Here is a 22,251-nt window from a genome sequence, read left to right as displayed (position 1 = left end):
CGGTTGTGGCGGGTAGCGCTAAGCGCGCCCGCCGTACAAAATCACCGCTAGCGGTGGTTCACAAACTTCCGATAAGCGTTTACCACCTGGAGAAAATCTTCCACGCCGCAAAATGACAGGCTTTCTTCGTCGTAGTAACTCATTCCTTCTTCTATCTCATCGCCGGAAATCTCCAGCTGATTGGCCCGGATAATCACCTCTTCACCGTCAAGCCAGAGCGTATATTCATGCCCGGTACGTTGCCACTGACGTTCGCTGCCTTTTACCGATAAGGCCGCCTGCTCCACCTCATCCAGTAACGCCAGGTTGTCTTTTACTTCCTCGTTAAACCAATGGCCCACCACTTCGTGGCCCATCGACATACGCACCAACACCCGTCCGGTGACATCGCGCAAAAATTCATATTCCATGGTGTTTTCCTCTACAGGGCGAGGGAAAGCCAGCGCCCCTTCGCGTATAGCGTAATTATCGCAGCAAAGTCGGCGAAAAACAGCGTGGTACAGAGAAGGTTAAGAAATAAAAAAGGGGTGGAGCATGACACTCTCACCCCCGGCACCTCTCCCACGGGGAGAGGATGGTATTGACTAGACCGCAGTCTGGAAGATAACGCCGTCGGCTTTCTCGGTGTACTGGGAAAGCTTATCGAAGTTCAGGTAACGGTAAGTATCTACCGCCGTCTTATCGACCTGCGCCATAAAGGTCTGGTATTCGTCCGGCGTTGGCAGTTTGCCCAGCAGCGAAGCCACGGCGGCCAGTTCTGCGGAAGCCAGGAAGACGTTAGCCCCGGTGCCCAGACGGTTCGGGAAGTTACGGGTGGAGGTTGAAACCACCGTCGCGCCATCGGCTACACGCGCCTGGTTGCCCATGCACAGTGAACAGCCAGGGATTTCGATACGCGCCCCGCTCTTGCCAAAGACGCTGTAATAGCCTTCCTCGGTGAGCTGTGCGGCATCCATACGCGTTGGCGGCGCCACCCACAGGCGAGTTGGCAGCTGGCCCTGATGGCTATCCAGCAGCTTACCGGCGGCACGGAAGTGGCCGATATTGGTCATGCAGGAGCCGATAAACACTTCGTCGATCTTCTCGCCCTGAACATCGGACAGCAGACGCGCATCGTCCGGATCGTTTGGCGCGCAGAGAATTGGCTCTTTGATATCGTTCAGGTCGATTTCAATTACGGCCGCATATTCCGCATCCGCGTCAGCTTCCATCAGCTGCGGATCTGCCAGCCATTTCTCCATGCCCTGGATGCGGCGCTCAAGCGTGCGACGATCGCCGTACCCTTCCGCGATCATCCACTTCAGCAGCACGATGTTGGAGTTCAGATACTCTTCAATCGGCTCGCGGTCCAGCTTGATGGTGCAGCCAGCGGCGGAGCGTTCTGCGGAGGCGTCGGTCAGTTCAAACGCCTGCTCGACTTTTAGCGTCGGCAGGCCTTCGATTTCCAGGATGCGGCCGGAGAAGATGTTTTTCTTCCCTTTCTTCTCAACGGTCAGCAGGCCCTGTTTAATGGCATACAGCGGAATGGCGTGAACCAGATCGCGCAGGGTGATGCCCGGCTGCATTTTGCCTTTGAAGCGCACCAGCACCGATTCAGGCATATCCAGCGGCATCACGCCCGTTGCGGCAGCAAAGGCCACCAGACCGGAACCCGCAGGGAACGAGATACCGATTGGGAAACGGGTATGGGAATCACCGCCTGTACCCACGGTATCCGGCAGCAGCATACGGTTCAGCCAGGAGTGGATAACGCCGTCGCCCGGACGCAGCGACACGCCGCCACGGTTCATGATGAAGTCCGGCAGCGTATGGTGGGTCGTCACATCCACAGGCTTAGGATAGGCCGCCGTATGGCAGAAGGACTGCATAACCAGATCGGCGGAGAAGCCCAGGCACGCCAGGTCTTTCAGCTCATCACGGGTCATTGGGCCGGTGGTGTCCTGAGAACCGACGGAAGTCATTTTTGGCTCGCAGTACTGGTTCGGACGGATGCCTTCCACGCCACAGGCGCGGCCAACCATTTTCTGCGCCAGCGAGAAGCCGCGCGTGCTGGCCGCCACATCTTTCGCCTGTAAGAAGACTTCGCTGTGCGGCAGATTCAGCGCTTCACGCGCTTTGGTCGTCAGGCCACGGCCGATGATCAGCGGAATACGGCCGCCGGCACGGACTTCGTCCAGCAAGACGTCTGTTTTTAGCTCAAAGTTTGCAATCAGCTCGTTGGTGTCGTGGTGACGCACTTCGCCTTTATAGGGATAGATGTCGATAACATCGCCCATGTTCAGGCCGTTGACGTCCACTTCGATTGGCAGCGCACCGGCATCTTCCATAGTGTTAAAGAAGATTGGCGCGATTTTACCGCCGAGCACCACGCCGCCGCCGCGTTTGTTCGGCACGTTCGGAATGTCGTCGCCCATGAACCACAGCACGGAGTTAGTCGCGGATTTACGGGATGAACCCGTGCCGACTACGTCACCAACGTAAGCCAGCGGGAAACCTTTTTTATTCAGCGCTTCGATCTGTTTGATCGGGCCAACGCTGCCCGGCTGGTCCGGATCAATACCTTCACGGGCGTTTTTCAGCATCGCCAGCGCGTGCAGAGGGATATCCGGGCGCGACCAGGCGTCCGGGGCCGGAGACAGGTCGTCGGTGTTGGTTTCGCCGGTCACTTTAAAGACGGTGACGGTGATTTTTTCGGCCAGTTTTGGACGAGACAGGAACCACTCGGCATCAGCCCAGGACTTCAGCACCTTTTGCGCATGAAGGTTGCCCGCTTTCGCTTTCTCTTCCACATCATAGAAGTTATCGAACATCAGCAGCGTATGGGACAGCGCTTTAGCGGCAATAGCGGCCAGCTTTTCGTTATCCAGCGCGTCAATCAGCGGATGAATATTATAACCGCCCTGCATGGTACCAAGCAGTTCAACCGCTTTTTCAGGGGAGATTAATGGGGAGATAGCGTCGCCTTTGGCGATGGCAGCCAGAAACCCGGCTTTAACATAGGCGGCTTCATCAACGCCTGGCGGAACACGATTGGTAATCAGGTCTAACAGGAATTCTTCTTCGCCCGCAGGCGGATTCTTCAGCAGCTCAACCAGTGCGGCCATTTGGGTTGCATCTAATGGTTTTGCAACAATCCCCTCGGCGGCACGTTCAGCTACGTGCTTACGGTATTCTTCTAGCACGACGGTTCTCCTCGCTCTCATTGTCATATGGCGCCACCAGGCTAATCTCTTCACGCTCCTGTGAGACAGCAGTTTGTAGGGTAAATGCCCGATACCGCGTCGGGCAGCATAGCAGGATTTCCGAAGCCTGTTAATCCGTTTACAAAAAAGCAACATTATATTTTTGCTGAATCGTTAAGGGCGAAAGATTACTTTTCGATATGACCCCTGAGCGCAAAAAAACCGCCTTTCGGCGGTTCGTTTGTCTCTTCAAAGCGGTAGCACACGTTGAGGAGAAGTATGTGACAAGCTTCGAACGCCTTTGATTTTGCCTTCAACGACCCGGGCTTGCAATATTAATTGTTCAATTTGCGTACTGCTGTCGAAAACTGAATGTAACCTGCTGCAAACGCTAAAACCCGATTCCTTACTAAATGATTTTATTTTACATTTTTCCCCGGTCTGCTTCGCTGGTGTAGCAGCCAGTCACCGGACCCGGAAGCAGTTCTGTAATGCTACGTGGCAAGCTTCGAACACTTGCCTGGTTCTGCCTTTCCCGGTTAAGAAGGAATCGCCGTAGTCCTCAGGGACTTAAGCAATGGAGATGCGTCTGCTTTATACGCTTATCCTGTTGTCAGGCTCATTGCTCGCGCTGAGTCACGGTGGCTGGAATATTTCAGACATCACGGTTCAGTTCGTGCTGAACCTGGGCAATTAAGCTACTGGCCGCTCGCAAGAGCGGCCTTTTAGGCAAAAAAAACGGCCCCGCAGGGCCGTTTCAGCAAATGTAACTCTTACTTTTTCTTCGCTTTTGCATTTGGCAGGTCGGTAATGCTGCCTTCGAAGATTTCTGCCGCCAGACCAACAGACTCATGCAGAGTCGGGTGCGCATGGATGGTCAACGCGATGTCTTCGGCGTCGCAGCCCATTTCGATAGCCAGGCCGATTTCACCCAGCAGCTCGCCGCCGTTAGTCCCGACAATCGCGCCGCCGATAACACGGTGAGTCTCTTTGTCGAAGATCAGTTTGGTGATGCCGTCCGCACAGTCGGAAGCGATAGCACGGCCAGAAGCTGCCCACGGGAAGGTGGCGGTTTCGTAGCTGATGCCTTTCTCTTTCGCTTCTTTCTCGGTCAGGCCAACCCAGGCAACTTCTGGTTCGGTATAAGCGATAGACGGGATCACTTTCGGGTCGAAGTAGTGCTTCATGCCGGCGATAACTTCAGCGGCAACGTGGCCTTCGTGTACGCCTTTGTGGGCCAGCATCGGCTGACCGACGATGTCGCCGATAGCGTAGATGTGCGGCACATTGGTGCGCATCTGCTTATCGGTGCGGATAAAGCCACGGTCGTCAACCTCAACGCCTGCAGCGCCGGCTTCCAGCAGCTTGCCGTTAGGTACACGGCCGATAGCGACCAGCACCGCGTCGTAACGCTGTGGTTCCGCCGGGGCTTTTTTGCCTTCCATCGTGACGTAGATGCCGTCTTCTTTGGCTTCAACCGCGGTCACTTTGGTTTCCAGCATCAGGTTGAACTGCTTGCTGATGCGTTTAGTGAATACTTTAACAACGTCTTTATCGGCAGCCGGGATAACCTGGTCGAACATCTCAACCACGTCAATCTCTGAACCCAGCGCATGATAAACGGTGCCCATTTCCAGACCGATGATACCGCCGCCCATCACAAGCATACGTTTTGGTACGGATTTCAGCTCCAGCGCGTCGGTGGAATCCCATACGCGTGGATCTTCATGCGGAATGAATGGCAGCTGAATCGGACGGGAACCCGCCGCGATAATAGCGTTATCGAAGGTGATGGTCGTCGGGCCGTTTTCGCCTTCGACAACCAGGGTGTTAGCGCCGGTGAATTTGCCCAGGCCGTTAACCACTTTAACTTTACGACCTTTCGCCATACCGGACAGGCCGCCGGTCAGCTGGTTGATCACCTTCTCTTTCCAGGTACGAATTTTGTCGATATCGGTTTTTGGCTCACCGAAAACGATGCCGTGCTCGGCCAAAGCTTTTGCTTCTTCGATAACTTTAGCAACGTGCAGCAGGGCTTTAGAAGGGATACAGCCAACGTTCAGGCAGACACCGCCAAGGGTGCTGTAACGTTCTACAATGATGGTCTCCAGACCTAAATCAGCGCAACGGAAAGCAGCGGAGTAGCCTGCAGGACCAGCCCCAAGTACCACGACCTGAGTTTTGATTTCAGTACTCATCATGACCTCTTAATTGATTTCCGGCGGTCCCTGGTCTTTGACGCCCATTGCCACCGGGACGTTCTATCCGCCCGTAGTCTACAAAATTGTTAACAATTTTGAAACAACAAACGGCAAACGATTTATGTTATGCAGCCGCTAATCTCAAATAACATCATGAGATTATCAGAAAAAAGCCGGCCGACCGGCCGGCTTTTTCGATTACATCACCAGGCGGCGAATATCGCTCAGGGTGTTGTTGATGATGGTGATGAAACGCGCACCATCAGCACCGTCGATCACGCGGTGGTCGAAGGAGAGAGAGATTGGCATCATCAGACGCGGCACGAACTCTTTGCCATTCCACACTGGTTCCATCGCGGACTTGGACACACCGAGGATAGCCACTTCCGGCGCGTTCACAATCGGTGCGAAGTGGGTAGTCCCCAGGCCGCCGATGCTGGAGATGGTGAAGCAGCCGCCCTGCATTTCGCCGGCCGTCAGCTTACCATCACGCGCTTTTTTGGAGATGGTGGTCAACTCGCGAGACAGCTCAGTGATGCTCTTCCTGTTCACGTCTTTAAAGACCGGAACAACCAGACCATTTGGCGTATCAACCGCAACACCGATGTTAATGTATTTCTTCAGCGTCAGCTTCTGGCCATCTTCGGACAGGGAGCTGTTGAAGCGTGGCATCTGCTCAAGCGCCGCAGCAACGGCTTTCATGATGAAGACCACCGGGGTGAATTTCACGTCCAGCTTACGCTTCTCAGCTTCGGCGTTCTGCTGCTTACGGAACGCTTCCAGATCGGTGATATCGGTTTTGTCGAAGTGCGTAACGTGCGGGATCATTATCCAGTTACGGCTCAGGTTCGCACCGGAGATTTTCTGGATACGGCCCAGCTCAACTTCTTCGATTTCGCCGAACTTGCTGAAATCAACTTTCGGCCATGGCAGCATGCCAGGCAATCCGCCGCCCGCGGCTGCTGGTGCAGCTTCCGCGCGCTTAACGGCCTCTTTCACGTAAGCCTGAACGTCTTCGCGCAGGATACGGCCTTTACGACCGGTACCTTTTACTTTCGCCAGGTTTACACCAAACTCGCGCGCCAGACGGCGAATCAGCGGGGTAGCGTGAACGTAAGCGTCGTTTTCAGCGAATTCAGATTTGCCTTCTGCTTTAGCCGGTGCCGCAGCAGGTTTTTCTGCTTTCGCCGCAGGAGCCGGAGCCGCTGCTTCTTGCTTAGCCGCCGGAGCAGGCGCAGCGCCTTCAACTTCGAAGACCATGATCAGAGAGCCGGTGGAGACTTTGTCGCCGGTGCTGATTTTGATCTCTTTCACGGTGCCCGCGAACGGCGCCGGCACTTCCATAGAAGCCTTATCGCCTTCCACGGTGATCAGTGACTGCTCAGCCGCAACTTTGTCGCCGACTTTCACCATCACTTCGGTCACTTCAACTTCGTCACCGCCGATATCCGGCACGTTTACTTCTTTAGAGCCGGATGCAGCCGGTGCCGCAGCGGCCGGAGCGGCTTCAGCTTTAGTTTCTGTCGCAGCAGGTGCAGCACCCGCTACTTCGAAGACCATGATCAGAGAGCCGGTAGAGACTTTGTCGCCGGTGCTGATTTTAATCTCTTTTACGGTGCCGGCGAACGGTGCCGGTACTTCCATAGAGGCTTTGTCGCCTTCTACGGTGATCAGGGACTGTTCAGCTTCGACTTTATCGCCAACTTTCACCATGATCTCGGTGACTTCAACTTCGTCGCCGCCGATGTCCGGCACGTTCACTTCTTTTGCCGCAGCGGCTGCTGGTGCAGCGGCAGCCGGAGCCGCTTCTTTCTTCTCTTCTGCCTGAGCAGGTGCAGCATCAGCTGCACCGTCGGCGGAATCGAAAATCATGATCGGTTTGCCGGTTTCAGTTTTGTCGCCGACAGAGACTTTGATCTCTTTGACGACGCCAGCCTGCGGAGACGGAACTTCCATAGAGGCTTTGTCGCCTTCTACGACGATCAGCGACTGTTCAGCTTCAACTTTGTCGCCCACTTTGACCAGGATCTCGGTGATTTCAACTTCATCAGCCCCGATGTCCGGTACGTTGATTTCGATAGCCATTATTCTTTTACCTCTTACGCCAGACGCGGGTTAACTTTATCTGCATCGATGTTGAATTTGGTGATGGCTTCCGCCACCACTTTCTTATCGATTTCGCCACGTTTAGCCAGTTCGCCCAGCGCTGCTACTACCACGTATGAAGCATCAACTTCGAAGTGGTGACGCAGGTTTTCGCGGCTGTCAGAACGACCGAAGCCGTCGGTACCCAGTACGCGATAATCATCAGCTGGTACGTAAGTACGAACCTGCTCAGCGAACAGTTTCATATAGTCAGTAGAAGCCACCGCCGGAGCGTCGTTCATCACCTGAGCAATGTAAGGTACGCGCGGCGTTTCCATTGGGTGCAGCATGTTCCAGCGCTCACAATCCTGGCCATCACGCGCCAGTTCAGTGAAGGAGGTAACGCTGTATACGTCAGAACCTACGCCGTAATCTTTCGCCAGGATCTCTGCCGCTTCACGAACGTGACGCAGGATAGAACCGGAGCCCAGAAGCTGAACTTTACCTTTGCTGCCTTCGAGGGTGTCGAGTTTGTAGATACCTTTACGGATACCTTCCTCAGCGCCTGCCGGCATTGCCGGCATGTGGTAGTTTTCGTTCAGCGTGGTGATGTAGTAGTAAACGTTCTCTTGTTTCTCACCGTACATACGCTCCAGGCCGTCGTGCATGATCACGGCAACTTCATACGCGTAAGACGGATCGTAAGAGATACAGTTCGGGATAGTCAGAGACTGAATGTGGCTGTGGCCATCTTCGTGCTGCAGACCTTCGCCGTTCAGCGTCGTACGACCGGAAGTACCACCGACCAGGAAGCCGCGAGCCTGCTGGTCGCCTGCCTGCCAGCACAGGTCACCGATACGCTGGAAACCGAACATGGAGTAGTAGATGTAGAACGGGATCATCGGCAGGTTGTTGGTGCTGTAAGAGGTCGCAGCAGCCAGCCAGGATGCGCCTGCGCCCAGCTCGTTGATACCTTCCTGCAGGATCTGACCTTTCTCGTCTTCTTTATAGTATGCAACCTGCTCACGGTCCTGCGGAGTGTACTGCTGGCCGTTCGGGCTGTAGATACCGATTTGACGGAACAGACCTTCCATACCGAAAGTACGCGCTTCATCGGCGATGATAGGCACCAGACGATCTTTGATCGACTTGTTCTTCAGCATCACGTTCAGGGCGCGAACGAAAGCGATAGTGGTGGAGATCTCTTTGTTCTGCTCTTCCAGCAGCTGAGAGAAATCTTCCAGCGCCGGCAGTTCCAGCTTCTCGGTGAAGTTCGGCTGACGAGACGGCAGGTAGCCTTTCAGCGCCTGGCGACGTTCATGCAGGTACTTGTACTCTTCAGAACCTTCCTGGAAGGTGAGGTAAGAAAGTTTTTCAACCTGCTCATCGGTTACTGGAACGTTGAAACGGTCGCGGATATAACGCACGCCGTCCATGTTCATTTTCTTCACCTGGTGAGCGATGTTTTTACCTTCTGCGGTATCACCCATGCCGTAACCTTTGATGGTATGGGCAAGGATTACGGTCGCTTTACCTTTGGTTTCCTGCGCTTTTTTCAGCGCAGCGTAGACTTTCTTCGGATCGTGACCGCCGCGGTTCAGCGCCCAGATCTGCTCGTCAGTCCAGTCTGCAACCAGCGCTGCGGTTTCCGGATATTTACCGAAGAAGTGCTCGCGCACGTAGGCGCCGTTTTTAGATTTGAAGGTCTGATAGTCGCCGTCAACGGTTTCGTTCATCAGCTGAATCAGCTTACCGCTGGTGTCTTTACGCAGCAGCTCATCCCAACGACCGCCCCACATCACCTTGATAACGTTCCAGCCGGCGCCCGCGAAGATGCCTTCCAGTTCGTTGATGATTTTGCCGTTGCCGGTTACCGGACCATCGAGACGCTGCAGGTTGCAGTTGATGATGAAGCACAGGTTATCCAGTTTTTCACGGGTAGCGATGGTAATCGCGCCCTTGGATTCCGGCTCATCCATCTCGCCGTCGCCCAGGAAGGCGTAAACGGTCTGTTCTGAGGTATCTTTCAGGCCACGGTGTTCCAGGTACTTCAGGAACTTAGCCTGGTAGATAGCGCCAATCGGGCCCAGCCCCATAGAAACGGTCGGGAACTGCCAGAACTCCGGCATCAGTTTCGGGTGCGGATAGGAAGAGAGACCTTTACCGTGAACTTCCTGACGGAAATTGTTCATCTGCTCTTCGGTCAGACGGCCTTCCAGGAACGCACGTGCGTACACGCCCGGAGAGATATGGCCCTGGAAGTACACCAGATCACCGCCGTCTTTTTCGCTGCGCGCGCGGAAGAAGTGGTTAAAGCACACTTCATAGATGGTCGCAGAAGACTGGAAGGAAGCCATGTGGCCGCCAAGCTCCAGATCTTTCTTCGAGGCACGCAGCACGGTCATGATGGCGTTCCAGCGGATGGCAGAACGAATGCGGCGTTCCAGATCCAGATTGCCCGGATATTCCGGCTCATCTTCAACGGCAATGGTGTTTACGTAGTTGGCTGCACCAGTACCAGCAGCCACTTTAACGCCGCCTTTGCGAGCTTCGGACAATAACTGGTCGATGAGATACTGAGCACGCTCAACACCTTCTTCACGGATGACCGATTCGATCGCCTGTTGCCAGTCGCGAGTTTCGATCGGATCCACGTCATTTGGGAAACGTTCTGACATGGGTGGTATTCCTTATCTGTGTCTAATACGTTGATTATCTGGAACCTGTCCCATTGCGCTTTCCTTGAAAAAACACAATAAGACAGGTTCTGCGTTTAGTTGCCGCGCTCTAAATTTGGCGCTTGCGAGCCTGAACGGCTCTATTCCTTTCGTTGCTGTAAGCGCCGCAGAGAACGTTCACGACGGCTCTCTTCGCGGCTGCGATCCAGCAATATTTCCTCGATAAATGCCAGGTGACGATGCGACGCTTCACGCGCCTGCTCCGGCTGGCGGGCCATAATCGCCGCAAAAATGCTGGCGCGATGGCTGCTCACTTGCGCCAGCATTTCTCGACGCGCGTAGAGCAATTCAAAATTATGACGAACGTTTTGTTCGAGCATAGGTTCCATGCAACGCAACAAGTGTAGTAGCACAACGTTGTGTGCGGCTTCAGTCACTGCAATTTGATACTGCATAACGGCGTCGGATTCGGCATCCAGATCGCCGGACTCCTGCGCCTGCTCGATGGCAACGTGGCAATCGCTGATGCGTTTGAGATCTTCGTCCGTACCGCGCAATGCGGCGTAATAGGCGGCGATCCCTTCCAGGGCATGGCGGGTTTCAAGCAGGTCGAACTGGGATTCAGGATGGTCAGACAGCAGTTCTACAAGCGGGTCGCTTAAGCTCTGCCAGAGGCTGTTCTGGACAAAAGTGCCACCGCCCTGTCGACGAAGCAGTAATCCTTTCGCCTCGAGACGCTGTATGGCCTCGCGCAGTGAAGGACGAGAAACGTCAAACTGACGCGCCAGTTCGCGTTCGGGTGGGAGTTTTTCGCCGGGACGCAAGGTTCCCTCAAGGATAAGAAACTCCAACTGCTGCTCAATCACATCGGATAATTTGGGTTGGCGAATTTTGCTGTAGGCCATTCTTCCTTTCTCTGCCATTAGCCCGGAGTCAATTGGTATGACCAATTTCACATTCGTGACGGTAAAGTAACAAAGTATTCACCTTCTGTCCATATTGGTTTTGATTGAAATCAGTAATGCCGGCACTTTTTAACAACATTACGGATATAGCGTTTCAAACATGTAACCTCCCACAAATCTTATGATTACCTACAAAGTGGCAGATTTAACTTTTATATAAGCCTCGTATTTCAATTTCCTGACAATCTGAACCGATTCAACCCTTTTATATATGAATATAAATTGATAAAGGTCGCCCGACGGCGGGAAATAACAAGGTGGTAGCGAAGCGGGTATTTATTTACGTTTGGTTTCTTTTTATCCAACTCGTCGCAGCCATAAAAGAAAGCAGGTGCAAACGCTGGCGCTTACCACTATTCTTGGCGCTGCGGTAGTCCACAACGCAAAATAGTGGAATTAACAGCCGTAAAAAAAAGACTACACCTTACGGAATTGCAAAATTACACACGCCGCTACGAGCGTATAAAAACAATCACAATCACGAGGTTTAACGATGGATGGTCAACAGCAAGGCGGCGACACGCTAAAGCGCGGCCTTAAAAACCGCCATATTCAGCTTATCGCGCTGGGTGGAGCTATCGGGACGGGCCTGTTTCTGGGCAGCGCCTCCGTCATTCAGTCTGCGGGACCGGGTATTATTCTCGGCTACGCTATCGCAGGCTTTATCGCATTTTTGATTATGCGCCAGCTGGGTGAAATGGTTGTTGAAGAGCCGGTCGCCGGTTCATTCAGCCACTTTGCCTATAAATACTGGGGTGGATTCGCCGGATTTGCTTCCGGCTGGAACTACTGGGTGCTTTATGTTCTGGTGGCGATGGCTGAACTGACCGCCGTCGGGAAATACGTTCAGTTCTGGTGGCCTGAAATCCCAACCTGGGTTTCCGCAGCCGCTTTCTTTGTGCTTATCAACGCCATTAACCTCACCAACGTCAAAGTGTTCGGCGAAATGGAGTTCTGGTTCGCCATCATCAAAGTTGTCGCGGTTGTAGCGATGATCCTCTTCGGCGGCTGGCTGCTGTTTAGCGACAGCGCGGGCCCGCAGGCCACGGTGCGCAACCTTTGGGAGCAAGGCGGTTTCCTGCCCCACGGCATGACGGGGCTGGTGATGATGATGGCGATCATCATGTTCTCGTTTGGCGGCCTGGAGCTGGTAGGCATCACCGCCGCTGAAGCGGACAACCCGGAGATCAGCATTCCTAAAGCGACCAACCAGGTTATCTACCGCATTCTGATCTTCTATGTGGGTTCGCTGGCGGTGTTGCTTTCGCTGATGCCATGGACGCGCGTCACCGCAGATACCAGCCCGTTCGTGCTTATCTTCCATGAGCTGGGTGATTCCCTGGTCGCGAACGCGCTGAATATCGTTATTCTGACGGCTGCGCTGTCGGTTTATAACAGCTGCGTATACTGCAACAGCCGCATGCTGTTCGGCCTGGCACAGCAGGGCAACGCGCCTAAAGCCTTGCTGAAGGTGGACAGACGCGGCGTGCCGGTCACCACAATTCTGGTTTCTGCTATCGCCACCGCGCTGTGCGTATTACTTAACTATATGATGCCAGGCGAAGCTTTTGGCCTGCTGATGGCGCTGGTCGTTTCCGCGCTGGTCATCAACTGGGCGATGATTAGCCTTGCGCACATTAAATTCCGCAGCAAGAAGGACCAGCAGGGCGTGAAGACCCGCTTCCCGGCGCTGTTCTATCCGCTGGGTAACTGGATCTGCCTGCTCTTTATGGCGGGAATTCTGGTGATTATGGCGATTACGCCCGGCATGGCGATTTCCGTATGGCTGATTCCAGTCTGGGTGCTGATCCTGGGCATCGGTTACTGGATTAAAATCCAGCGTGGCTCGAAGTCAGTGAAAGCTTAAGCCTGCACTGTTTTTAAAGCGTCCGCGCCGGAAGCGGGCGCTTTGTTATCTACCTCACACTTTTCTTCCTACGACACGATTGTCCATCTCTGCAATGGTTTCCTGCTGCGCATTTCCGACTCATCAGACCAATAATCTTGTCCATATCAAGTTCAGGAGAGTTGTCGGTGCAAAACAATAAATTATCTATCAAAGAGAAAATCGGCTACGGGATGGGCGATGCCGGCTGCAACATGATTGGCGGCGCCATCATGCTGTTTTTGAATTATTTTTATACCGATGTCTTCGGCCTTACTCCGGCATTAGTGGGCGTGCTTCTCCTGTCTGTACGCGTCATTGACGCCGTAACCGATCCGATAATGGGCGCGATTGCCGACCGTACCACTACCCGCTGGGGGAGATTTCGTCCCTATTTGTTATGGGTCTGCGTGCCGTATGTCCTGTTTAGCGTGCTGATGTTTACCACGCCGGACTGGAGCTACAATAGCAAAGTTGTCTATGCCTTCGTGACCTATTTCCTGATGTCGCTGACCTATACAGCTATCAATATTCCCTACTGCTCCCTTGGAGGCGTGATTACCGCCGACCCGCATGAACGCGTAGCCTGCCAGTCCTACCGATTCTTTATGGTTGGTATCGCGACGCTTATTCTCTCCTCGACCCTGTTGCCTATGGCTGACTGGTTTGGCGGAGCAGACAAAGCCAAAGGCTATCAAATGTCGATGGGCGTGATGGCCGTTATCGCGTTGTTTATGTTCCTGTTCTGCTTTAGCACGGTGAAAGAGCGTATTAAGCCCGCGGTGCCCTCGAAAAGCGCCCTGAAATCCGATCTGAAAGATGTCTGGAAAAACGATCAGTGGGTGCGCATCCTGCTGCTCACCTTCTGTAACGTTTGTCCCGGGTTTATTCGTATGGCGGCAACTATGTATTACGTCACCTGGGTAATGGAAAAATCCGCCTCTTTCGCCAGCATGTTCATTAGCCTCGGCGTCGTGGGCATGATGATCGGCAGCGCGTTGGCCAAGCCTCTCACCGATAAGTTTTGCAAACTTAAGGTATTTTTCTGGACCAACATCGCACTCACTCTTTTCTCCTGCGGCTTCTATTTCCTCAATCCGCACGCCACCACGCTGATTTTGATCGCCTACTTTGTACTTAATATTCTGCATCAGCTCCCTTCCCCGCTTCACTGGTCCTTAATGGCCGATGTCGATGACTACGGCGAGTGGAAAACGGGCAAACGTATCACCGGCATTAGCTTCTCCGGCAATTTATTCTTCCTGAAATGCGGCCTGGCGGTGGCCGGAGCAATGGTTGGCTTCCTGCTGTCATGGTACGGTTACGACGCCAGCGCCCAGCAGCAAAGCGTCACGGCCACCCAGGGTATTGTGCTGTTATTCACCGTTATTCCTGGCATCGGCTACCTGATCACGGCAGGCGTGGTGCGCCTGCTGAAAGTCGACCGCAAAATGATGATACAAATCCAGGCCGATCTGGATAAACGCCGTACCAGCTACCGGGAGCTACCCGTTTCTTCTGAGCTGCAAGCGACTGATACATTAAGGAAAGTGTAATGAATAACTGGCCCAATCCCTTTATCGAGCAGCGCGCCGATCCCTATATTTTGCTACATGAAGAGTGGTATTACTTCATCGCCTCAGTACCGGAATATGACAGGCTGGAGATTCAACGCGCGGCGACCCTTGACGAGCTGGCCCACGCCCGAGCCGTCGTCGTCTGGCGCAATCCTGAAACAGGCCCGATGAGCAAGCTTATCTGGGCGCCCGAACTGCATCGGGTGAACGGGAAATGGTACATCTACTTTGCCGCAGCCCATACGCAGGAGCTGGATGAGCTCAACATGTTTCAGCATCGCATGTTTGTTCTTGAATGCGCGGACGCGGACCCGCTAAGCGGGAAATGGATCGAAAAAGGCCAGATCAAAACGCAGTTTGATTCTTTCTGCCTGGATGCCACGACCTTCTCGCATCAGGGCAAGCAATGGTATCTGTGGGCGCAAAAAGATCCGAACATTGCCGGGAACTCGAATATCTATCTTGCGGAAATGGAAACGCCCTGGTCGCTTAAAGGCGAACCGGTCATGTTGAGCAAGCCGGAGCTTGAGTGGGAGTGCCGTGGCTTTATGGTTAATGAAGGTCCTGCGGTGATAACGCATGGCGAAAGGCTGTTTGTCAGCTATTCTGCCAGCGCCACGGATGAGAATTATTGCCTGGGACTGCTGTGGATCGATCTGGCGGCCGATCCGACAAAAGCAGACAACTGGCACAAATCTCCGCAGCCGGTATTTACCACCAGCTATGAAAACAAGCAGTACGGGCCGGGCCACAACAGCTTTACCAGAACGAAAGAAGGTGAGGATGTGCTGGTTTATCACGCGCGAAACTACACGGAAATCGAGGGCGATCCGCTTTACGATCCCAATCGCCATACCCGGCTGAAGAAAATGATGTGGGATGAGGACGGCATGCCCGTATTCGGCATCCCGCCCGCCGACTATCCTTAATGACAGGCGGCCTCTGGTCTCAGACCAGAGTGCCGTAAATCGTCAGCAACGCCACCACGACCACGATCGCAAGCGACGTCTTCTTGGCCATAGAAACGGCGGCCTTTGGCGTTTTAATTTTGTCGTGGTGCGGCTCGCGCGCCAGCGAAAATTGCGCAAGCTGGGTCAGCACCTGATACTGGGAAGAGTGGCGGTCCGCAAGCGTTGCAAACCATGCCGGCAGGGCTTTCTCGCCGTGCCCAAGCAAGGCGTAAGCCACGCCGGCTAAACGTACCGGCACCCAATCAAGCACATGTAAAATAGCGTCGATGCCCGAAAGCAAACGCTGATGCGGCGTATGGTGGCGAGCAAGCCAGGTCTGCCACGCGCGCAGGAATGCATAACCAGCAAGCGTAACCGGCCCCCATAATCCTCCGACGACAAACCAGAAAAGCGGAGCGAGATAGAAACGGAAGTTAATCCACAACAGCGCGTTCTGTAACTCTTTGAGATATTCACGCTCATCGCAGTCAGGCGGCACGCCGTGAATCAGCGTCAGCTCGCTCGCCATCATATCGCGCGCGTGCAGATCGTCACGGCCGGCGGCCTGCAGATAGGCATGGTAATGCAGACGAACCTGCCCTGCCCCGATACATAGCACGCCAAGCGCAATCCAGAACACCAACAGCGGGATATTAAAAAACAGCGCCTGCAAAGCGCGCACGCAAAGAAAAACGATCAGCATGCACAGCGCCGTCATTAAGATCGTGCGCAGCATAGAAAAATGTTTTACCCGCCGGAAGATAACCTCCAGACGGTGATCCAGCTGCCAGTGCTCGCCCATCTTAAACAGGCGTTCCCACAACATGACCAGTAAGAGTGTAAAAAGCGTCATGTCATCTCCTTATTCGACGTGACTTAACGTCCGGCGAAAACGGCCCCAGTCAAAAGAGAGTCCAGGATCGGTTTTACGCCCGGGTGCAATATCACAATGGCCCGTCATATTATCGGCAACAGAAGGATATTGCTGAATTAACAAGCGGGTAAGCGAGGCTAGCTGCTGATATTGCTCGTCAGTGTAGGGCAAGGCGTCGGTACCTTCCAGTTCGATGCCGATAGAAAAATCGTTGCAGCGCTCCCTCCCCTGATAAACCGAGACGCCTGCATGCCAGGCACGTTTATCAAAAGGCACATACTGCACAATTCCACCGTCGCGGCGGATCAAACAATGCGCGGAGACTCGCAAATGGGCGATGCCGGCAAAATAGGGGTGAGCGTCCGGATCAAGCTGGCCGGTAAACAGGGCATCAATCCAGGGGCCACCAAATTCACCCGGCGGCAGACTGATGTTATGCACCACCAGTAAAGAAGGCGGTTCGTCTTCCGGTCGGCAATCGAAATGGGGGGAAGGGACATGCTTCACGCCCACCAGCCAGCCGTTTAAAAGCCGCATGCGTGATTCTCCTCAGTAGTGGTACTCGAAGTCGCATCAGAGTAGCATGTTTCGACCTTAACTTAGCCATTTCGGAGATTTATCATGCCGCCCCGCCGTTATAACCCAAACCGCCGACGTGACGAGCTGCTCGAACGCATCAGCCTTGATATTCCTCAGGCCGTCTCCTTTGCTCTGCGTGAAGATCTCGGCGGCGACGTCGATCCTCATAAAGACATCACCGCTCGGTTATTGCCTGAAGATCATGTTTCCCACGCCGTAGTGATTACGCGTGAAGACGGTGTATTTTGCGGTAAGCGCTGGGTTGAAGAGGTCTTTATCCAGCTAGGCGGCGGCGTTGAAGTAAAGTGGCATGTGGAAGATGGCCAGGCAGTAACCGCTAACCAGCCGCTTTTCGAGCTTAATGGCCCATCCCGCGTGCTGCTAACCGGCGAACGCACCGCGCTAAACTTCGTCCAGACCCTTTCCGGCGTGGCAAGCGAAGTTCGCACCTGCGTCGATCTGCTGGCGGGAACAAACACGCAGCTGCTGGACACGCGTAAAACCCTGCCGGGCCTGCGTACCGCGCTGAAATACGCCGTACTTTGCGGCGGCGGCAGCAACCACCGCTTAGGGCTATCGGACGCGTTTCTGATAAAAGAAAACCACATTATTTCCTCCGGCTCGATTCGCCAGGCGGTGGAAAAGGCGTTCTGGTTGCATCCAGACGTGCCGGTAGAAGTGGAGGTGGAATCTCTGGATGAACTGGAGCAGGCGCTCAAAGCCGGTGCGGATATCATCATGCTTGATAACTTCAACGTTGAGCAAATGCGCCAGGCCGTTGCGCTGACCGCGGGCAAAGCGCAGCTGGAAGTTTCCGGTAACGTTACGAAAGAAACGCTGCGTACATTTGCTGAAACGGGGGTCGATTTTATCTCTGTGGGCGCGCTAACCAAGCATGTCCGCGCGCTCGATCTCTCTATGCGCTTCCGCTGATCCCTCCTTTTAAGATGGGTCAGAAGGCCCATCTTTCCTCCGTTTTGCGAAATCGCTCGCGTCATTACTATCCGCTTTTGCAAACCAATTAAAAATTCCGGGAAGCCGCTTCCCGATCCGTTTTTTGCTTCTCGCAAGCCGCGATCTGGCCTGACAAAGTGTCGCCACTTTTCTGAGGAGCGGCCTATGAACAAGCAAAAAGGATTTACCCTTATTGAGCTGATGGTGGTGATTGGCATCATTGCGATCCTGAGCGCTATCGGCATTCCGTCTTACCAGAGCTACCTGCGCAAAGCGGCGCTCACCGATATGCTGCAAACTTTTGTCCCCTACCGGACGGCAGTTGAACTCTGCGCCATAGATAAAGGCGGGGTCACCGCGTGCGACGCGGGGAATAACGGTATCCCTTCGGTGAAAACCACTCGTTATATCAGCAGCATGCAGGTTAAAAGCGGCGTTGTAACGCTTACCGGCCAGGAAACGCTGAACGGGTTAACCGTGGCGTTAACACCAGTATGGAAAGAGGCAGAAGGCGTTGAAAGCTGGAAGCGCAGCTGCAGCGTAGCGGACGGCGGCGCCCTCAAACAGGCATGCGAAGCAGTCTTCCGCTTTGAGAGCGAAACGTCCACCGAGGCTGCGGGAGAATAACCATGTCCAGTCGTCAGCAGCTTCTCGCCTTATGTGCCCAATATCATGCCGTGCTGCTTGGAGAAGAGGAGCATCGGTTACGCATTGCCGTAGCGCCTAATCCGCCGGCACAGCTGTTTGAATCGCTACGTTTTATCTGCGACAAACATGTAGAAGTTGAATTCTGGTCCGCCGAGCGCCTGGAGAAGGTCAGGCATCTTCCCCCCGCTTCCCATGCTGAGGAGGAGCAGGAGAACGGGCACTCTGTCGTTACGCTACTAAGCGAAACCCTGCAAAAAGCTATTCAGCTACGGGCATCGGATATCCATTTCGAACCCGCGGAGGAAAATTATAGGGTCAGATTACGTATCGATGGCGTGCTCCAGCTCCAGCCTCTGCTTTCCGCAAGCCTTGCGGCGCCGCTAACGGCGCGACTCAAAGTATTAGGCAATCTCGATATTGCGGAGCGTCGCCTGCCTCAGGACGGGCAAATGGACCTGGACGCCGCCGGCGGCAAAGTCTCATTCAGAATCTCCACGCTTCCCGTAAGGTATGGAGAAAAAGTGGTCCTGCGTTTGCTCCAGCAAAGTAAACAGCCGCTGGAGCTTGCAGCCCTGGGTATGTCCCGCGAAAACCGCGCCTTTTTTAAGGCCGCGCTGGCTCATCCACAGGGCATGATTCTGGTTACCGGCCCCACAGGAAGCGGTAAAACCCTCACTCTCTATAGCGCGCTTAACGCGTTGAACCAGCCGGGCACCAACGTATGCAGCGCTGAGGATCCGGTTGAGATGCCGTTGCCGGGGCTGAATCAGACGCAGGTGAATAACAAAGCCGGCCTGACTTTTCAGAGCGTGCTTCGCGCGCTGTTACGGCAGGATCCAGATGTGATCATGGTTGGTGAAATCCGGGATAGCGAAACGGCGGAAATCGCCATTAAAGCAGCCCAGACGGGGCATCTGGTCTTGTCCACGCTGCATACTAACTCGACCATTGAAACCGTCATTCGTCTTGAGCAAATGGGCGTCGCCCGCTGGATGCTGGCCTCGGCGCTTAAGATGGTGGTCGCCCAGCGTCTGGTCCGCAAGCTATGTCCGCACTGCAAAAGGCAGACGCATGAAAAGCTCTGCCTGCCCGCGCAGATTTGTCCAGAGCCGCTGCCGGACTGGCAGCCCGTCGGCTGTGAACGCTGCTATGGCGGGTACTATGGACGCGCTGCTCTATTTGAAATTCTGCCGGTTGACCACACCGTACGGGCGGCAATCGCCTCGGGCGCCCATACCGCAGAGATTGAACGGCTTGCCCGCGAGCAGGGCATGGTCACGCTGTTTGAAAGCGGCTGCCAGTCTGTATCAACGGGGCTGACAACGCTCAAAGAGATCTACCGCGTGCTGGGGGTGCCGCATGGCTAAATTTGTGGTCTGGAGCTGGCAAGCCATAGATCCGCTGGGGCAACTCCGGGAGGGTTCAATACTCGCGGATAATCGCTCGGCCGTGGAAACGCAGCTTTATGAACAGCAGCTACAGCTGCTCAGCGCACGCCGGCATACCGGCAGCCGTCGCGGATGCTGGCACATCCAGCAAAAAATACAGCTGTTTCGTCAGCTGGCGACCCTTCTTCAGGCTGGGATCCCCCTCGCTGACGGACTGGCTCTTATGGGAAACCAGCATCAGTACCGGGAATGGCGTGCTTTACTGCTGCGCATTGAACAACAGGTTTCGCAGGGCGTGCCCTTTTCTGACGCGCTTCGCCAGTGGCCGGGGATCTTCCCGCCGCTCTTTATTTCGCTTATCCATACAGGGGAGCTTACGGGAAGGCTCGATGAATGCAGCCGCAGGTTGGCGGACCAGCAGGAGCAGCTTTATCGTCTGCATCAAAAAGTGATGAAGGCGCTGCGTTATCCGCTGTTTATTCTGGCCGTCGCTTTAGCGGTCAGCGTCGGCATGATGGGGTTCGTGCTGCCTGAATTTGCCGCCATCTATCGTTCCTTCAATGCATCATTGCCGGCCATTACGCTCGCGGTCATGGCGGTTTCCGGCTGGGTGACGACACAAGGTGGATGGTGGCTACTTATGGCTGTTACCGCTTCGGCTTTGTGGTTCAGGTTACGTAAAAGCAGCCCGTACTGGAAAGAGTATGAACAAAAAGTTCTGCTTAAAATTCCTCTCGTCGCCCCGCTATGGCGAGGGCAAATACTCAGCCAGATTTACACCACTCTGTCGCTCTCGCAACAGGCGGGCATTCCACTGCTGCAGGGGTTGACTGCGGTTGAACAAACGTTGAAGCCGCTGTTGTGGAAAAAGGTGCTCACGCGTTTAGCCTCCCAGGTTGCACAGGGCACTCCCTTCTGGCGCGCCCTGGACTGCGCCGGTTGCTTTACGCCTTTGTGTTCCCAGCTAATACGTATCGGCGAGGAGTCAGGAGCGCTGGATCTTATGCTGGAAAGGCTGGCTACCTGGCATCACGATCGTACTCAGGAGCTGGCAGACACGCTCGCGGCTGCACTTGAACCTGTCATGATGATAACAATAGGGATAATCATCGGTACGCTGGTCATTGCCATGTACTTACCGATTTTCCAGCTAGGGGATGCGATGAGCGCGGGATAATGGCGCAGCGGGCGCTGCGCCACAGACGGCTTAAAGACTGTTAAAGACGCGGTTTTCCTGCTCCGCTACGCGGATGAAGGTGGTGCGCTTGGTCAGCTCTTTCAAACGAGACGCGCCTACGTAGGTGCAGGCAGAGCGCAGACCGCCGAGGATATCGCGTGCAGTGTGCTCAACTGGCCCACGCAGCGGCAGCTTAACGGTTTTACCTTCTGCCGCACGGTACTGAGCAACGCCGCCAACGTGGCGAGTCATGGCTGATTCAGAACTCATGCCGTAGAACAGCATAAATTTCTCGCCGTTCTCATCAACCACGGTGCCGCCGCTCTCTTCATGGCCTGCCAGCATACCGCCCAGCATGACAAAGTCCGCGCCGCCGCCAAAAGCTTTAGCCACGTCGCCCGGCACGGTGCAACCACCGTCGCTGACGATCTGACCGCCAAGCCCGTGAGCCGCATCTGCGCATTCAATGACGGCAGAAAGCTGCGGGTAGCCAACGCCGGTTTTCACACGCGTGGTGCACACGGAGCCCGGGCCAATGCCCACCTTAACGATATCCGCGCCGGACAGGATCAGCTCTTCGCACATTTCGCCCGTTACTACGTTACCGGCACAGATAGTTTTGTCCGGCCAGGTTGCGCGGGCTTTGCTGACAAACTGGGTGAAGTGTTCAGAATAGCCGTTTGCCACGTCGATACAGATGAAATTCAGGCCGGGATGCAATGCCAGAATCTGCTTTGTCTTAGTGAAGTCAGCTTCGGAGGTGCCGGTTGACACCATCACGTGGCGCAGCACGCTCTCAGAAGCGGATTTAACGAACTCGCTCCACTGCTCAACAGAGTAATGCTTATGAACCGCGGTAAGGATATCAAAGGAAGCCAGCGCTTGCGCCATGCCAAAGGTGCCCACCGTGTCCATGTTCGCCGCGATGATCGGCACGCCCGACCATGCAATACCGGAATGTTTGAAAGTAAACTGGCGCTCAAGTTCTACGTCGGAGCGGCTCTTCAGAGTGGAACGTTTCGGGCGGATAAGAACGTCTTTAAAACCTAACTTCAAATCTTCTTCAATACGCATGTTGCGGATTCCTGGTAAATGGCGATGGACGCGG

Annotated in this window: 15 protein-coding genes and 1 pseudogene; 7 read left to right on the top strand and 9 right to left on the bottom strand. The window is 54.5% G+C overall.

Features of this window, described 5'->3' with window-relative positions:
- Positions 1-47 precede the first annotated feature (47 nt).
- From yacL to pdhR, 6 genes are all read right to left on the bottom strand, one after another.
- On the bottom strand, positions 48-410 hold the full coding sequence (gene yacL, locus WLO31_RS03410) for a protein YacL (RefSeq protein WP_435929111.1): 363 nt from the start codon (positions 408-410) through the stop codon (positions 48-50).
- 174 nt (positions 411-584) lie between these two features.
- Complete coding sequence (gene acnB, locus WLO31_RS03405; RefSeq protein ID WP_435929110.1) at positions 585-3,182, bottom strand: bifunctional aconitate hydratase 2/2-methylisocitrate dehydratase; 2,598 nt, start codon at positions 3,180-3,182, stop codon at positions 585-587.
- Between the two features lie 773 nt (positions 3,183-3,955).
- Positions 3,956-5,380 (bottom strand): dihydrolipoyl dehydrogenase, encoded by a 1,425-nt coding sequence (gene lpdA / locus WLO31_RS03400; protein ID WP_435930496.1) that lies wholly within the window; start codon positions 5,378-5,380, stop codon positions 3,956-3,958.
- Between the two features lie 201 nt (positions 5,381-5,581).
- Entirely contained in the window at positions 5,582-7,468 is a 1,887-nt protein-coding gene (gene aceF, locus WLO31_RS03395) for a pyruvate dehydrogenase complex dihydrolipoyllysine-residue acetyltransferase (RefSeq protein ID WP_435929109.1), read from the bottom strand.
- A gap of 14 nt (positions 7,469-7,482) precedes the next feature.
- Complete coding sequence (gene aceE, locus WLO31_RS03390) at positions 7,483-10,146, bottom strand: pyruvate dehydrogenase (acetyl-transferring), homodimeric type (protein WP_435929108.1); 2,664 nt, start codon at positions 10,144-10,146, stop codon at positions 7,483-7,485.
- A gap of 140 nt (positions 10,147-10,286) precedes the next feature.
- Positions 10,287-11,051, bottom strand: coding sequence for a pyruvate dehydrogenase complex transcriptional repressor PdhR (gene pdhR, locus WLO31_RS03385; RefSeq protein ID WP_435929107.1), 765 nt, complete (start codon positions 11,049-11,051; stop codon positions 10,287-10,289).
- Between the two features lie 553 nt (positions 11,052-11,604).
- Between pdhR and aroP the strand changes: the two genes are divergently transcribed.
- From aroP to WLO31_RS03370, 3 genes are all read left to right on the top strand, one after another.
- Entirely contained in the window at positions 11,605-12,978 is a 1,374-nt protein-coding gene (gene aroP, locus WLO31_RS03380) for an aromatic amino acid transporter AroP (protein WP_435929106.1), read from the top strand.
- Positions 12,979-13,145: 167 nt separating this feature from the next.
- Positions 13,146-14,552 carry a glycoside-pentoside-hexuronide (GPH):cation symporter gene (locus WLO31_RS03375; protein ID WP_435929105.1) on the top strand — a complete coding sequence of 469 codons (1,407 nt, stop codon included), beginning with the start codon at positions 13,146-13,148 and terminating at the stop codon, positions 14,550-14,552.
- On the top strand, positions 14,552-15,502 hold the full coding sequence (locus WLO31_RS03370; RefSeq protein WP_435929104.1) for a glycoside hydrolase family 43 protein: 951 nt from the start codon (positions 14,552-14,554) through the stop codon (positions 15,500-15,502). Before WLO31_RS03375 ends, WLO31_RS03370 begins: the two co-directional genes overlap by 1 nt.
- Positions 15,503-15,521: 19 nt before the next feature.
- Here the strand turns inward: WLO31_RS03370 and ampE are convergent, their stop codons facing one another.
- On the bottom strand, positions 15,522-16,376 hold the full coding sequence (gene ampE, locus WLO31_RS03365; RefSeq protein WP_435929103.1) for a beta-lactamase regulator AmpE: 855 nt from the start codon (positions 16,374-16,376) through the stop codon (positions 15,522-15,524).
- A pseudogene (gene ampD, locus WLO31_RS03360) lies at positions 16,373-16,934 on the bottom strand (1,6-anhydro-N-acetylmuramyl-L-alanine amidase AmpD). Before ampD ends, ampE begins: the two are co-directional and overlap by 4 nt.
- Positions 16,935-17,018: 84 nt before the next feature.
- On the opposite strand from ampD, the gene nadC reads away from it, so the two are divergent.
- From nadC to hofC, 4 genes are all read left to right on the top strand, one after another.
- Complete coding sequence (nadC, locus tag WLO31_RS03355) at positions 17,019-17,909, top strand: carboxylating nicotinate-nucleotide diphosphorylase (RefSeq protein ID WP_435929102.1); 891 nt, start codon at positions 17,019-17,021, stop codon at positions 17,907-17,909.
- A gap of 186 nt (positions 17,910-18,095) precedes the next feature.
- The gene (gene ppdD / locus WLO31_RS03350) at positions 18,096-18,557 is read left to right on the top strand and encodes a prepilin peptidase-dependent pilin (protein ID WP_435929101.1); all 462 of its coding nucleotides are present in this window, start codon (positions 18,096-18,098) and stop codon (positions 18,555-18,557) included.
- A gap of 2 nt (positions 18,558-18,559) precedes the next feature.
- The gene (gene gspE / locus WLO31_RS03345) at positions 18,560-19,945 is read left to right on the top strand and encodes a type II secretion system protein GspE (RefSeq protein ID WP_435929100.1); all 1,386 of its coding nucleotides are present in this window, start codon (positions 18,560-18,562) and stop codon (positions 19,943-19,945) included.
- Positions 19,938-21,143 (top strand): protein transport protein HofC, encoded by a 1,206-nt coding sequence (hofC, locus tag WLO31_RS03340; RefSeq protein ID WP_435929099.1) that lies wholly within the window; start codon positions 19,938-19,940, stop codon positions 21,141-21,143. The genes gspE and hofC overlap by 8 nt, the downstream gene beginning before the upstream one ends.
- Positions 21,144-21,173: 30 nt before the next feature.
- Here hofC and WLO31_RS03335 read toward each other — a convergent pair whose 3' ends face one another.
- A complete protein-coding gene (locus WLO31_RS03335; protein ID WP_435929098.1) occupies positions 21,174-22,217 on the bottom strand; it encodes a GMP reductase in 1,044 nt (347 codons plus the stop codon).
- Positions 22,218-22,251 lie beyond the last annotated feature (34 nt).

Source organism: Dryocola sharpae, assembly GCF_051307055.1.
Classification (GTDB): domain Bacteria; phylum Pseudomonadota; class Gammaproteobacteria; order Enterobacterales; family Enterobacteriaceae; genus Dryocola.
The sequence above is the reverse complement of the archived record's forward strand: the minus strand, read 5'-3'. Positions and strand labels throughout refer to the sequence as shown.